A 14,455-nucleotide genomic window follows, 5' to 3' on the forward strand; every position below is an offset into this window, starting at 1 on the left:
CAAATTCAAAGATAATTTTATGAAGAAAAAACTACTTATCTTACTGTGTTTACTCAGTCTATCTGCTTTTGCACAAACCACTTTAATTCCTGACCAAAATTTTGAACAGAAATTAATCTCTCTCGGATTAGATACCGTTCTCGATGGAAAGGTACTAACTTCAAACATTTCATCTGTTACTTCTTTAGATGTGAGTTCCAGTTCTATTAAAAGTCTTAGAGGACTTCATGCTTTTATTAATCTTGAGACTTTGAATTGTTCCAACAATGAATTGACCGGATTAGACCTTTCTCTAAGTCGCAAACTTTCTACTTTGATTTGTCATTCCAATAAAATACAAAGTTTAGATTTTAAACAAAATCCTCTTTTGAGAAATTTGGACTGTCAATCCAATTTAATAAATTATTTGGATATATCTAAAAACGAATATTTAACTCAATTATATTGTTCTAAAAACAAGCTAACTTCTTTAAATATTACTAAAAATTTTAATCTTCAGGGGCTTTATTGCTCAGATAACGTATTATATACTTTAAACCTTACCAACAATAACGTTCTTGTTAATCTTGTTTGCAACAATAATAGACTCAAAAGTCTTGATCTTTCTAAAAATACACTCTTAGTCGATTTATATTGCGAAAACAATCGAATAACTTCTTTAGATGTTACTAGACAAAACAAACTCCGAAACGTTAATTTGAATTCAAATGAGCTTATAAATCTAAACCTAAAGAATGGCAACAATCAACTCTTAAATACTAATAATTTAAGTTTTCTACGTAATCCTCAATTAGCATGCATACAAGTCGACAATACTTTATTTTCTAATACAAACTGGCAAGATGTAAAAGATCTTGCAGCAAGTTACTCTGTCGACTGTCCTCTTTATACTTTCATACCTGATAGTAATTTTGAAAATACTCTTATTGCTTTAGGAATTGATTCGGGAACCCCTGATAGAAAAGTACTAACTTCAAACATTTCTTCAGTAACAACACTAGATTTAGGAGTTAATACAACTATTGAAGATTTAACCGGAATACAAGACTTTACAGCACTTCAAACTCTAATTTGTCATGGAAATACAGGTGAGGTAATCAACGGTGGGAACGGAAAATTAAAAATTCTTGATATTTCTAAAAACGTAAACCTGACTACTCTGGATTGCTCCTATAACCAGCTTATAAATTTAGATGTCACCAATAATCCCTTACTGGTTTCGTTAAATTGCAACGTCAATAAACTAACAAAAATTGACGTTTCCAAAAATGTAAAACTGAATAATCTTGACATAAGCAGTAATCAAATTATACAACTTGATCTTTCAAAAATCCCAACTTTACGCTACCTAAGTGCCGATGACACAAAACTTACCTATCTGGATATTTCATCTAATCCGAATATGGTTGGATTATTTTGTAACAATTCGGATTTAAGAAGTTTAAACTTAAAAAATGGAAATAACCAATTAATTGCAGCACAAGACATAAACTTCAAGGGAAACCCAAATTTAAACTGTATTCAGGTCGACAATGCCGTAAATGCTACTACAAACTGGTCTGCTGCCAAAGATGCCGCCACAAATTATTCAACCGAATGTGTAAATGATTCATTTACATTGATTCCCGACAGCAACTTTGAAAATGCACTTATAACTTTAGGAATCGATGCAGGAGTTCCGGATGGAAAAATCCTGACTTCAAAAGTTTCTTCTGTCACGAAATTAGATTTAGGAATCAATACAACTATTACAGATCTGACCGGAATACAAGATTTCAAAGCACTTGAGTGGCTGGTTTGCCAAGGAAATACAGGTCGTGCAGGCGATGGCGGAAACGGAAAACTAAAAACACTTGACGTCTCCAAGAATACAAATCTAACGATTCTTGAATGCTCTTTTAATCAACTTACCAATTTAGATGTAACGCATAACCCATTACTGCGTTCCTTAAGATGTAGTGTAAATAAATTAACAGCAATTGATGTTTCTCAAAACACAAAACTTGATGATCTTGATGTAGGCAGTAATCAAATTACTACGCTTGATGTCTCAAAAATTCCAACTTTACGTTTTCTGACTGCCGAATCTACTAAACTTACCACATTAGATCTTTCCTCTAATCCGGCATTGGTTGGATTATTTTGTAGAAGTTCGGATTTGACAAGTTTAAATCTAAGAAATGGTAAAAACCAATTAATTGTACCTCAGAGCATAACCTTTACAGGAAATCCAAATTTAACTTGTATACAGGTTGATGATGCAGCATTTTCTACTGCAAACTGGTCTGCTGCCAAAGATGCTTCTGCCATTTACTCGAACCAATGCCAGACAGGTCCATACACCCTTATTCCTGACAGCAATTTCGAAAGTGCTCTTATTTCCTTAGGAATTGATTCAGGTGTTCCGGACGGAAAAGTACTGACTTCAAACGTTTCTTCGGTGACAAAATTAGATTTAGGAACCAATGCAACCATTACTGATCTAACCGGAATTCAAGATTTTACAGCGCTTCAACGGTTAATTTGTCATGGAAATTTTGGGCATATGGACACAGGCGGAAATGGAAAACTGACTACTATTGACGTTACTAAAAATACAAAACTAATTGCTCTTGATATCTCATACAATAAAATTACAGCTTTAGATGTGTCCAAGAATCCCTTACTGATTTCACTAAAATGCAGCGTAAATAAACTAACAAAAATTGACGTTTCTCAAAATATAAAACTGGATAATCTTGACATCAGCAATAATTATATTACCCAGCTTGATATTTCGAAAATTCCAACTTTACGTTACCTAAGCGCTGATTACACAAAACTTACGGCACTGGATATTTCCTCTAATCCGGTAATGGTTGGGCTATTTTGTAACAATTCGACTTTAACAAGTTTAAATCTAAAAAATGGACAAAACCAATTGATTGCAGCGCAAAGCATAAACTTTAAAGAAAACCCTAACTTAACTTGTATTCAGGTTGATAATGCCGTAAATTCTACTGCAAATTGGTCTGCAGCTAAAGATGCTTCTGCCAATTACTCAAATGAATGTCAGACTGGTCCATATACTCTTATTCCTGACAGCAATTTCGAAAATGCTCTTATTTCCCTGGGAATTGATTCAGGTGTCCCGGACGGAAAAGTACTGACTTCAAACGTTTCTTCGGTAACAAAATTAGATTTAGGAACCAATGCAACCATTACTGATCTCACCGGAATACAAGATTTTACAGCACTACAATGGTTAATTTGTCATGGAAATTTTGGACACATGGATACAGGTGGAAATGGAAAATTGACCACTATTGATGTTTCTAAAAATACAAAACTGACTGTTCTCGATGTCTCATTCAACAAAATTACAAATCTGGATGTTACCAATAATCCATTGCTAATTTCTTTAAGCTGTAACGTTAATAAATTGACCGCAATTAATGTTTCTAAAAACACAAAATTGGATAATCTTAACATTAGCAATAATCACATTACACAGCTTGATATTTCCAAGATTCCAACTTTACGTTACCTAAGCGCTCATTATACAAAACTTACGGCACTGGATATTTCCTCTAATCCGGTAATGGTTGGGCTATTTTGTAACAATTCGACTTTAACAAGTTTAAATCTAAAAAACGGTCGCAACCAATTGATTGCAGCGCAAAGCATAGACTTTAAGGAAAACCCCTATTTAACTTGTATACAGGTTGATAATGCCGTAAATTCTACAGCAAACTGGTCTGCTGCTAAAGATGCTTCTGCCAATTACTCAAATGAATGTCAGACTGTCCTGTACACGCTTATTCCTGACAGTAATTTCGAAAAGAAACTGATTCAGCTGGGAATTGATTCAGGAACTCCAGACGGAAGAGTATTAACCTCCAGTGTTAAAACCGTAACGTCTTTAGATGTCTCTCTAAGCAACATTACAGATTTGACCGGTCTGGAAGACTTTACCTCTTTGACATCATTAAAATGTCAAGCAAATTATACTTTAAAAGCGCTGGATGTTACAAAAAATATCCATTTAACTACATTGGACTGTAGCAATAATTATCTTATAACAACTTTAGATGTATCGAAAAATACTGCTTTAGTTGATTTAAATTGTTATTACAATAAACTGAGCACTTTAGATGTAAGTGCTAATACAAACTTAACCACTTTACAATGTTCATCAAATAAATTAACAAACCTTAATGTTTCGAACAATAAAGCCTTAACTAAATTAGATCTTGGTTATAATTTAGTTTCTAATCTGGATGTGTCGCAAAACACCAAATTGACATCATTAACTTGTACCTCAAATCAAATTTCTAACTTAAACATCAGCTTAAATACAAAATTAACTGAACTATGGGCTGGAAACAATAAATATGATGTCCTAGATGTTTCAAACAATACCGCTTTGACATCTTTAATATGCAATACAAATCAGCTAACATCAATAGACGTTTCCAAAAATACCGCATTGACAAGATTGTTAGTCTACCAAAATAAGATAACAAGTATAGACATTTCAAACAATCCGTTACTAAGTTCATTTGACTGTAATTCGAACTTAATCACCAATCTTAATGTTTCAAAAAATATAGATTTAAACTTCCTTTACTGTGACAATAATAAATTAACAGTTTTAGATGTTTCTGCAAACACTAAGCTTGGCACATTCGATTGTGCTAACAACCTGCTCACGAACCTGGATGTTTCTAATAACAAAAATCTAAGGTCGCTTGAATGTGAATCCAACAAACTGGTAAATCTAAACCTAAAAAATGGTAATAATTATAGGTTTGATCCATTTCCAGGCTCTGATCCTAATTTTATTTTATATAGAATAGATTTTAGAAACAACCCTGATTTAACTTGTATTCAGGTTGATGATGCTTATTATTCAAACGAGAAATGGTCAACAAGAAAAGATCCAAAGGCAAAATTTAGCGAAGATTGCAACAATAGTACTTTGATAACAGATTCTAATTTTGAAGATTTTCTTATTGCTGCAGGTATTGACACTGACGGAAAAAATGGAAAAGTTGCCACCTCCAGTATTGCTAATATTAAAGTTCTGGACATTTCAAATTCAAACATCTCGGATTTAAAAGGAATTGAAAACTTCACCGCTTTAGAGAAATTTATCTGTAAAGGAAATTTAATTACTACAGTTGACATGTCGAATAACACTCAGTTAAACTATCTGGACGTCTCAAACAATCCACTGACTAGTGTTAATGTTTCTAAAAATAAATTACTAAAAGAATTTTATTGTAATGGAATACAAATTATTCTAAAAAAATCGACTTCAACCTCTAGCAGACTAACAACTTTAGATGTGTCGAACAATACTTTGCTAACAAATCTTAACTGTTCGAACAATCAGCTGTCAAGTCTTGATTTATCAAAAAACACTAATCTGACAGAAGTAAACTGTTCTAATAACCTTCTAACCGATTTGAATTTACAAAGTGGCAACAACGGTATTTTAGTCAACTTAAATTTAAAAAACAATACTCAATTAACTTGTATAAAAGTTGACAATCCTTCTTTCTCAACTGCTACCTGGACAGATGCAAAAGATGAAATCGCAAAATACTCAGCAACTTGCCGTACTTTAGAAACAAATGAGCAGGTTTTTAACAACATCAATATTTATCCAAATCCATCTCATGGCGAATTATACATTACAAATGTTTCAGTAACAAAAGCAACGATCTATGACAGTTTGGGTAAACTTGTAAAAGTAGTATCCTTAAAAGGAGATACTCAGGAAAATTACATCGATTTAAAAGGAATAGCCCAAGGAGTTTACTACATCTTCATCGAAAACCCTGAAGCACATACCGTTAAAAAAATCATCATTAAATAAGTATTCGCCTATTTCACTAAAAAACACATTTTAAAAAATAAAATGTGTTTTTTTTTATTACAAATTAATGATCCATCTTTCTCTACTTTGTTATTAAAAAAAAATAAAATACCAATTAAACTTTATTCTTTTCTATAACTTTTCTCAATATCTGTGTGAAAAGATCAAATTCGGCAAGGGTGAAAAGAAATTTTAAAGTATTTTTTAAAATAAATCCTTAAATTCGCAAGCACAAATAACAAAAGAATAAATCGATAAATGAGTTTCGGAATTAAACTTCATTTTCGGTAATAAATACTAAAAACCAAAAAAATGAAATACGACGTTATTGTTTTAGGAAGTGGTCCCGGTGGATATGTAACAGCAATCAGAGCCTCACAATTAGGCTTTAAAGTAGCTGTAGTTGAAAAGGAAAACTTAGGTGGTGTATGTTTAAACTGGGGATGTATCCCAACAAAAGCACTATTAAAATCAGCTCAGGTTTTTGATTATCTAAAACATGCTTCTGACTATGGATTGAAAGTTTCCGAGTTTGACAAAGATTTCCCTGCAGTGGTTCAACGTAGCCGTGGTGTTGCTGAAGGAATGAGCAAAGGAGTTCAATTCTTAATGAAAAAAAACAAAATTGACGTTATTGAAGGTTTTGGAAAGCTAAAACCAGGTAAAAAACTTGACGTTACAGACAAAGACAATAAAGTTACTGAATATAGCGCTGATCATATTATCATCGCAACCGGTGCTCGCTCTCGTGAGTTACCAAACTTACCACAAGACGGCGTAAAAGTAATTGGTTACCGTCAGGCAATGACCTTACCAACTCAGCCAAAATCTATGATTATTGTAGGTTCAGGAGCAATTGGAGTTGAGTTCGCTCACTTCTACAACTCAATGGGAACAGAAGTTACTATTGTAGAATTTATGCCAAATGTAGTTCCTGTAGAAGATGAAGACATCTCAAAACAGTTCGAAAGATCTTTGAAAAAAGCAGGAATTAAAGTAATGACTAACTCATCTGTTGAACGTATTGATACAACAGGTGCAGGAGTTAAAGCATTTGTTAAAACTGCAAAAGGTGAAGAAGTTCTTGAAGCTGACATCGTACTTTCGGCAGTTGGAATTAAAACTAACATTGAAAACATCGGTTTAGAAGAAGTTGGAATCGCTGTTGACAGAGATAAAATCTTAGTAAACGCTTACAACGCAACTAATATTCCTGGATATTATGCAATTGGAGACGTTACTCCGGGACAAGCTTTGGCTCACGTAGCTTCTGCTGAAGGAATTAACTGTGTAGAAAAAATTGCAGGTTTACACGTAGACCCAATTGATTACGGAAACGTTCCGGGTTGTACTTATGCAACTCCAGAAATCGCTTCTGTAGGTTTAACGGAGAAACAAGCAAAAGAAAAAGGATACGAGTTAAAAATTGGTAAATTCCCATTCTCAGCTTCAGGAAAAGCAAAAGCTGCCGGAACTCCAGACGGATTCGTAAAAGTAATTTTCGATGCTAAATACGGAGAATGGTTAGGATGCCACATGATTGGTGCAGGTGTTACCGATATGATTGCAGAAGCAGTTGTAGCCCGTAAACTTGAAACTACAGGTCATGAAATTCTTAAATCTATCCACCCTCACCCAACCATGAGCGAGGCTGTTATGGAAGCTGTTGCTGATGCTTACGGCGAAGTAATTCACTTGTAAAAATATACCGTTTTACGGTTGTCTATAATTTTCAATTTAAAAGAATCCGATTTGTGAAAGCAAGTCGGATTTTTTTATGGCGTGTCCCTCCGGGGTCAGGCTGTCCGCTGTATCTTTTATGGCGAACCCCGCCATAAAAGGATGCCGCTCCCATCCTTCACGCTAAATTGTTTTCAGTATAACCAAGTTCTCCTGCAAGGTTTTCAAAACTTTAAGAATCTACAAGAGGCTTATCTGTAAAGTATGTCATCCTATGTTTTAAAACTTTAACAAACGAAAAATTGTTAAAAACTTGACACAGAAAAACATTGTAGTCGTCTTATAATTCTTATTTTTATTCCTTATAAATAAGAATTCATGAAGCTACCTTTTATAGAAATAATTGAAGCCACAACAAGTGACCCAAATTTACTGATGTGGAAATTTTATGATGAAGACAAAGAAATCAAAAACGGCGCAAAACTAACCGTTCGGGAAAGTCAGCACGTTATGCTTTTAAATGAAGGGCATCTCGCTGATGTTTTCTCTCCTGGGCTTTACACCTTATCTACCGAAAACATCCCGGTTTTAAGCAAACTAAAAGGCTGGAAATACGGTTTCGAAAGTCCATTTAAAGTGGATGTTTATTTTTTCAATACGCATCAGTTTATCAATAATAAATGGGGAACTCCTGCCCCAATTCTTCTGAACGATCCTCAATTTGGACAAATCAGGATACGTGCTTTTGGTAGTTTTGATCTTAAAATCGCCGATGTTGCCAAATTCTTTCGTCAATATGCCGGAACTTACAGCCAGCTGACCATTTTTGAACTGCAAAATCAATTACGAGATTTTGTCGCTCCAAAATTTGGTGAAGTTTTAGCAAACGAAAACATAACTGTTACGGATATTGCCGGAAACATAACGCAACTGGGCAAAAAAATAGAGCCCTATCTTAAACCTTATTTCGAGCAATTCGGAATTGAGCTGACTCAGTTCGTTATTACCAGCGTAACCTTACCGGAAGAAGTAACAGCACATTACGACAAAATCACCAACATGAATATGGTAACCGATATGGATAAATTTACCAAATTCAATACTGCAACTGCCATCGGCGATAAGGGAACAGCACTTCACGAGGCAACTCAAAATGCCTTAAGCATGGGGATTCTTTTAAATCAACTACAGCAGAATAAAGAGACTTCAAAAGAAGAAATAAAAGACGATCTGACCTCAAAACTTCAAAAACTAAAATCTTTGTTTGATGCCGGTTTAATTGATGAAGAGGAATTTAAATCGAAGAAAACAGAATTATTAAGTCAGTTGTAATGGAAGAGAAAAAAGTAAATTCATTTTTGAGCAGGCTTAAAGAAAATGCACAAAAACAAACGAATTATGGCGGAGAAACAGAAATGACCGAAGCCAAAATGAATGCCAAAGACTGTCCAAATTGTGGCGCAGGAAGAGCCAAACAAGACGGATTAACGCATTGTGCCTACTGCGGATTTGAGTTTTTGAGTGTTAACCTCACAGATGGCGTTTACCTTAAAAAAGAAGACAATTCAATTTAAACCTATAAAGTAATGTTCGGATTATTTAATAAACAAAAAGACGAAGCTCTTCCGGAATGGTATTCGGAGCTTCAGCAGTCACAGGAAAGATGGTTTAACTTTTTAGAAAAACTGGAAGCCAAACTGGAAGAATTTGCAACTGCTGCAATTCCGGAATTGAAAGAGATTCTTCAAAGTGATGATGATTTATACAAACGAACTTTTCACAGAGTATATTCAGGTGTAAATGGTCAATTATCAAATATCAGAGAAAAAGCGAGACATACTTACGAAGAAAAAATTATCGACGTTTACAATCATTACAATTCTCAGATTTCCGTTTTAAGCAAACATTACAATTTAGTATCAAATTTCAGAAATGTCTGTTCAGATCGTCATAATGATTTTGAAGATCAATACGAATATTGGAGAAAACAAATCGAAAAAACACAGGAGCGTGATCTTGAAATTGAGTACCAAAAAATACTCGACGAATTTGAAGCAATCAAAAATAAATTCAACTGCACACAATGTGGAGGAAATATTGAGATCGAAAAAATCTTTTTAATCGAAACTTATATCCAGTGTCCGTATTGCAATACTCAAAATACGTTCGCTCCCAGCACACAGGCCAGAAATCTGCAAAATATCGCCAGAGGTCTGGCAGAGCAAAGAACAGCGCATCTGTACGAAGCTTTTGAAATCGAAAATAACAAAGAACGTGAATTGTACCATCAGCGTCATGAATTAAGTTTGAGTAAAATTCACGAATCTGATAAAAAAGTACTGAGTCAAATTCTGGCAAAAATGGAGGAACTTGAAGAACAAAGACAGTTTGTGATTAAAAATGCCCCAAAACTGCATCAGATCTATTTGCGTGCCATGTATGACGAATGGAATAAAATCACTCCCGATTTGAAAGAACACAATGAAAAAATGTATCAAAACCAATTACAATATTTATAGTTTATTAACCCTTAAACAAGCAGAAAAATGTTTAAAAAACTTTTTGGAGCCTTAACCGGAGACAACAAACAGGAAAATCAAAATTATGAAGCTCAAACTTCAAACAATAATTATGAAAATGATTATGAAGATAACTATCAGGAAACAGAATATGATCCCGAAACCTTACACGGCACACATTATTCTGTAGAGGATTTCGACAATGAAGTAGCTGCCAGATCTGAAGCATGGATCGCCGACGAACGCGCAAGTGGAGAAAATCTTGACGAAAAAGACGTTCAAAATATCTATTTTAATTACAGAAGAGAAGTATATACGGAATGGAACAACTGCGATTCAGACCAAATGATTCGTTTTGAGCACGCCAATTCTTTAAAATACAGTGGAGTTCAGGTTTCAGGATTTGTAAAAGTAGAGGACAATAATCCTTTTCTAGAGCCCGTACACGGAGTAGATTTAAGAACCTATACTGCAATGTGTCTTAAAATAAGCGCCGGAATAGATTATCTTGAAGTGTGCAAAGCGATGGGGTTTGAACCGGCAGTTTGGGAAGAGCTAAATACGATCTGGCCTCAGCGCATGGGCGAAGATACTTCGTTTACAGTTACTACTTTATTTGGCCAATATTATGCCGAAAATGTAACCGTACCACAATTAGAAAATCTGAAAGCCGAAACTTCGGAGGAAGGAGCCGCTAACCTTGAAAGAATCAGAACGGATCGTTACTTCTACGAAGAACTTGCCGGAGCCAGACAGGCCGCTTACGAGTACGGAATTGATGGTGCTCAGTGGATCCTGGAAAACTTCGGAATCAATCTGGCAGATTTCCAATCTGTTGCCATGCAATGGATGACGGAGCAAAATCAAAACTGGAACTCTGAAGACATTAACGAGTTCTTCAATTACCAACAGGAAAAACAAAAAGAGTATGCCGCTAAATTTGCCGCAGAACAAGGTGGAAACATTGCAGACGATGTAAATTTCTAAATTGACTTTTTTGATGATAAAAAAACCGATTTGCAAAACAAATCGGTTTTTTATTCGTTTTAAAATTTCTTAAAATTCTTTAAAAGCTATAAAATAATACCTAATGGAAAACACACCTACCTTCTTTGCTGACGGAGAAAATCCAAAAATGATCGAAGCCTATCAAAAAGCACAGGAAACCTTTAAATATTTTTGGAGAGAATTATCGTGGGAATACCGCCGAATTGTTCCGGGACTTGACGTTGCCTGCGTAAAACTAGCCTTTACTCAGGAAATTGATGGTGAAACTATCGTCGAACACATGTGGATTAACGATATCAATTTTGACGGTGATACCATTTATGGCATCTTAGTAAATCAGCCTAACGATTTAACCAATGTCAATAATGGCGACGAAGTACAAATTCCCGTAAATCAAATAAGCGATTGGCTATATGCGTCTCAGGGTAAAACCTACGGAGCCTTTACTATACATGCGATGCGTTCAGAAATGAGTGAAGAGGAAAGAGAAGATCATGACAATGCCTGGGGCTTAGAATTTGGAGATTACAACGATATTCTGGTTGTTTCGGATCAAAAAGAAAAACCGGAAAACCTCATAGAACACCCAATGAGCAAAAACATGAAAGAAAGCCTTATTGATTTTGTCAAAAATAATCCCGAAGAACTTAGCGCGACAGATGAGCTCGGTTATACTTTTTTACATCGCGAAACCATTGCAGGAAATAAAACCTCTGTGGAAGTTTTACTGGAATCGGGAGCAGACACAAAAGTTAAGACCAACAATGGCAAGACCGCCCTTGACTTTGCAAAACAACTCAACTGGGAACATTTAATTCCTTTGTTGTAGTTTTTAGTATCTAAAGTCCGATTTGCTGATACAAATCGGACTTTTTTTTTGAAATTTCTATGAAAATAAATATTAATTTATAGTAACCATTAAGAGACCTTTTTTTAATAATAAAGCATTAATTTTGCGGCACCCAAAACAAATCTGCCATGAAAAAAATAGTGCTCGTAGTAACATTCGCTCTTCTTTTACCTGCAATGGTTATTGCGCAAACCAAAACCGAAACGCCTGATGTTTTTGCAAAATCTACTAATTATGTAAATGATTTTGAAAAAATCCTTACTTCAAGCCAAACTAAAAATCTGAGCGACTTTTTGAAAGCCGGTGAAACTAAAACTAAAACTAAAATTACTATTGTAACCCTCTCTTCAATAGCACCATACACTAATCTTACCGATTATTCTTCAGACCTTGAACAGTATCTGGTTTCTAAACTAAAAATAGACTCCTCTATTTTAATCGTTTTAAGCAAGCAATTGAGACAAATTCAGATTCAGGGTGTTAACAAACTGCGTCCAAAAATGAGCGATCAGGAAATTAAAGACATCGTATCAGCTTATGTACTTCCGGAACTAAAAAAAGGCGATTATTATAAAGCCTTACAGGAAGGTTCTATTCAGCTTATTAAAAAACTGGAATAAAAAAAGTGCTCTTTATTGATTACTGCTTTCATCAGAAAAAAATAGTAAATCCGACTTGTGAAACCAAGCCGGATTTTTTTTTTGTACTCGTTTCTATAAAATTATGGATTGTCAATTTATAATATGACAACATTCTCCATAAATCAAAAGACATTTGTATTCTACTGGATATTCATTAAAAAAACATACAGATACAAGGAAAATGAAGAATTTAAGACGACTGAAAATTCATAGAAAGCATCAAGCACGGGCTTACAGAAAAACCATAACGATTCCACAAATAATACTTGAAGGCAAATGGCTTGATCGTCTTGGCATCATGGCAGGACTGATGGTAAATGTAGAACAAAGGAAAAACAAATTGATAATTACTGTTCACAAGGAATGATTTTGCGAATAAAACTCTTCAATCAAATACATTTCAAAGCACTATTTTCCTTCAAAAAAAGACGGTACAAACTTGGCACTTTCCAACTTTTACACGCGATTATTTTTCATAACTTTATCACTAAATAAAAAGGCTCATGAAAGAAATATGCATTGTTGAATTTCCATCGAATCTGGGTTTAAAAGAACCTCAACCCGGAAAAGAACCGGGCGTAAAAAACTTACCTGACTGGTTATGGAAACACCATCTTCATAAACTCATTCACCCTAAAAATAGTGTAAGACTTGATCCTCCAAAATATTCAAATAAGCGGGATCCTGAAACTCAAATTCTCAACAGCAATTCACTAATCGATTATGCCAGAGAGCAAGCTTATCTGTTAAACAATTTACTTTCTCAGAACAAATTTCCGTTTATCTTAGGCGGAGACTGCAGTATACTTTTAGGAACTGCTATAGCTTTAAAGCAAAAAGGGAATTACGGATTGTTTTATCTCGATGGACATACCGATTTTATGAATATTTCCTTGTCCGAAACCGGAGGCGTTGGCGGAATGGCAGCCTCGATAGCTACCGGAAACGGGGCAGACAAACTAACCAATATTCTAAATCTGCGTCCTTACATCAAAGAAGAAAATCTCTGGTGTGTGGGAAACCGTGAATATGATGATGCCTATGAAAATGAAATTCGCAACTCTTCTGCTACCTACCTTAGTTTGGGTCACTTGCGAAACCAAGGTATTTTGAAAAGCGTACAATTGTTTCTTTCGGAAATAGCAAATAAAAATCTCGATGGTTTCTGGCTGCATATTGATGTTGATGTTTTAAATGACACCATAATGCCTTGCGTCGACAGCAGAACACCTGACGGACTTACTTATGCCGAATTTAATGAACTAACTTCAATGCTTTTTCAGAGTAATTTATTAACCGGGCTTGAAATTACCATTTTAGATCCTGATCTCGATCCTACCGGACAATACACCAAAGAGTTTGTAAGTCACTTTTCGACTACTTTTAATCAACACATCCACTTAAACTCCTGACCCAAACTTAAAAAAAAACGTATTTTAGCTCATTACATCGATAAAACTTAAAACCTCTTATCATCATGAATACAGCCGTACAAGATTATAACAATGCACAAAGCAGCACTGATCGGGAAATCTGCAATCGGCTGGCTGCTTTAATCGACGAAAACCTTACGGATGCGGAGAATAAAATCTGGCACGCACATCCGGTTTGGTTTTTAGAGGGTAATCCTATTGTAGGCTACAGCAAACTAAAAAATGATGTTCGGTTATTGTTTTGGAGCGGTCAGTCTTTTGATGAAGAACAACTTGCCAATGAAGGTTCTTTCAAAGCGGCAGAATTTCGCTATACCTCAACCGATCAAATTAACCCATCAGATATAAAGCGCTGGCTTCAAAAAGCAAGAGAAATTCAGTGGGACTACAAAAACATTGTCAAACGTAAGGGAGTTTTAATACGTCTGAAATAATTTAAAAAAGTATTATATTCACTCTTT

10 protein-coding genes are annotated in these 14,455 nt (G+C 34.8%); all 10 read left to right on the forward strand.

All coding sequences use genetic code 11. From position 1 onward, the window contains the following. Positions 1 to 19: 19 nt before the first annotated feature. The 10 genes from B0A80_RS04170 to B0A80_RS04220 all read left to right on the forward strand — a co-directional run bounded on the left by B0A80_RS04170 (position 20) and on the right by B0A80_RS04220 (position 14,428). Positions 20 to 5,863 (forward strand): T9SS type A sorting domain-containing protein, encoded by a 5,844-nt coding sequence (locus B0A80_RS04170; protein WP_089076524.1) that lies wholly within the window; start codon positions 20 to 22, stop codon positions 5,861 to 5,863. A 312-nt stretch (positions 5,864 to 6,175) separates the two neighbouring features. After that, a complete protein-coding gene (lpdA, locus tag B0A80_RS04175; protein ID WP_070907207.1) occupies positions 6,176 to 7,564 on the forward strand; it encodes a dihydrolipoyl dehydrogenase in 1,389 nt (462 codons plus the stop codon). A 357-nt stretch (positions 7,565 to 7,921) separates the two neighbouring features. Continuing rightward, on the forward strand, positions 7,922 to 8,875 hold the full coding sequence (locus B0A80_RS04180) for an SPFH domain-containing protein (RefSeq protein WP_089076525.1): 954 nt from the start codon (positions 7,922 to 7,924) through the stop codon (positions 8,873 to 8,875). Then, entirely contained in the window at positions 8,875 to 9,117 is a 243-nt protein-coding gene (locus B0A80_RS04185; protein WP_089076526.1) for an Rcat domain-containing protein, read from the forward strand. Before B0A80_RS04180 ends, B0A80_RS04185 begins: the two co-directional genes overlap by 1 nt. Positions 9,118 to 9,129: 12 nt before the next feature. Then, positions 9,130 to 10,062 carry a hypothetical protein gene (locus B0A80_RS04190; protein ID WP_070907210.1) on the forward strand — a complete coding sequence of 311 codons (933 nt, stop codon included), beginning with the start codon at positions 9,130 to 9,132 and terminating at the stop codon, positions 10,060 to 10,062. A 27-nt stretch (positions 10,063 to 10,089) separates the two neighbouring features. Next, a complete protein-coding gene (locus B0A80_RS04195; RefSeq protein ID WP_070907211.1) occupies positions 10,090 to 11,049 on the forward strand; it encodes a DUF6620 family protein in 960 nt (319 codons plus the stop codon). 103 nt (positions 11,050 to 11,152) lie between these two features. Continuing rightward, positions 11,153 to 11,899: a DUF2314 domain-containing protein gene (locus B0A80_RS04200; RefSeq protein ID WP_089076527.1), complete on the forward strand. Its 747-nt coding sequence runs from the start codon at positions 11,153 to 11,155 to the stop codon at positions 11,897 to 11,899. A 149-nt stretch (positions 11,900 to 12,048) separates the two neighbouring features. Next, complete coding sequence (locus tag B0A80_RS04205; protein ID WP_089076528.1) at positions 12,049 to 12,540, forward strand: TPM domain-containing protein; 492 nt, start codon at positions 12,049 to 12,051, stop codon at positions 12,538 to 12,540. Positions 12,541 to 13,064: 524 nt separating this feature from the next. Continuing rightward, on the forward strand, positions 13,065 to 13,973 hold the full coding sequence (locus B0A80_RS04215; RefSeq protein WP_089076529.1) for an arginase family protein: 909 nt from the start codon (positions 13,065 to 13,067) through the stop codon (positions 13,971 to 13,973). A 65-nt stretch (positions 13,974 to 14,038) separates the two neighbouring features. Next, positions 14,039 to 14,428 carry a DUF1801 domain-containing protein gene (locus B0A80_RS04220; protein WP_089076530.1) on the forward strand — a complete coding sequence of 130 codons (390 nt, stop codon included), beginning with the start codon at positions 14,039 to 14,041 and terminating at the stop codon, positions 14,426 to 14,428. Positions 14,429 to 14,455 lie beyond the last annotated feature (27 nt).

Source organism: Flavobacterium tructae (genome assembly GCF_002217475.1).
GTDB classification, from domain to species: domain Bacteria; phylum Bacteroidota; class Bacteroidia; order Flavobacteriales; family Flavobacteriaceae; genus Flavobacterium; species Flavobacterium tructae.

Excerpts from the sequence above, each read along its gene's own strand:
- B0A80_RS04215 (WP_089076529.1), top strand. The coding sequence starts at position 13,065 with ATGAAAGAAATATGCATTGTTGAATTTCCATCGAATCTGGGTTTAAAA.
- B0A80_RS04180 (WP_089076525.1), top strand. The coding sequence starts at position 7,922 with ATGAAGCTACCTTTTATAGAAATAATTGAAGCCACAACAAGTGACCCA.
- B0A80_RS04190 (WP_070907210.1), top strand. The coding sequence starts at position 9,130 with ATGTTCGGATTATTTAATAAACAAAAAGACGAAGCTCTTCCGGAATGG.
- B0A80_RS04205 (WP_089076528.1), top strand. The coding sequence starts at position 12,049 with ATGAAAAAAATAGTGCTCGTAGTAACATTCGCTCTTCTTTTACCTGCA.
- B0A80_RS04195 (WP_070907211.1), top strand. The coding sequence starts at position 10,090 with ATGTTTAAAAAACTTTTTGGAGCCTTAACCGGAGACAACAAACAGGAA.
- B0A80_RS04200 (WP_089076527.1), top strand. The coding sequence starts at position 11,153 with ATGGAAAACACACCTACCTTCTTTGCTGACGGAGAAAATCCAAAAATG.
- lpdA (WP_070907207.1), top strand. The coding sequence starts at position 6,176 with ATGAAATACGACGTTATTGTTTTAGGAAGTGGTCCCGGTGGATATGTA.
- B0A80_RS04220 (WP_089076530.1), top strand. The coding sequence starts at position 14,039 with ATGAATACAGCCGTACAAGATTATAACAATGCACAAAGCAGCACTGAT.
- B0A80_RS04185 (WP_089076526.1), top strand. The coding sequence starts at position 8,875 with ATGGAAGAGAAAAAAGTAAATTCATTTTTGAGCAGGCTTAAAGAAAAT.
- B0A80_RS04170 (WP_089076524.1), top strand. The coding sequence starts at position 20 with ATGAAGAAAAAACTACTTATCTTACTGTGTTTACTCAGTCTATCTGCT.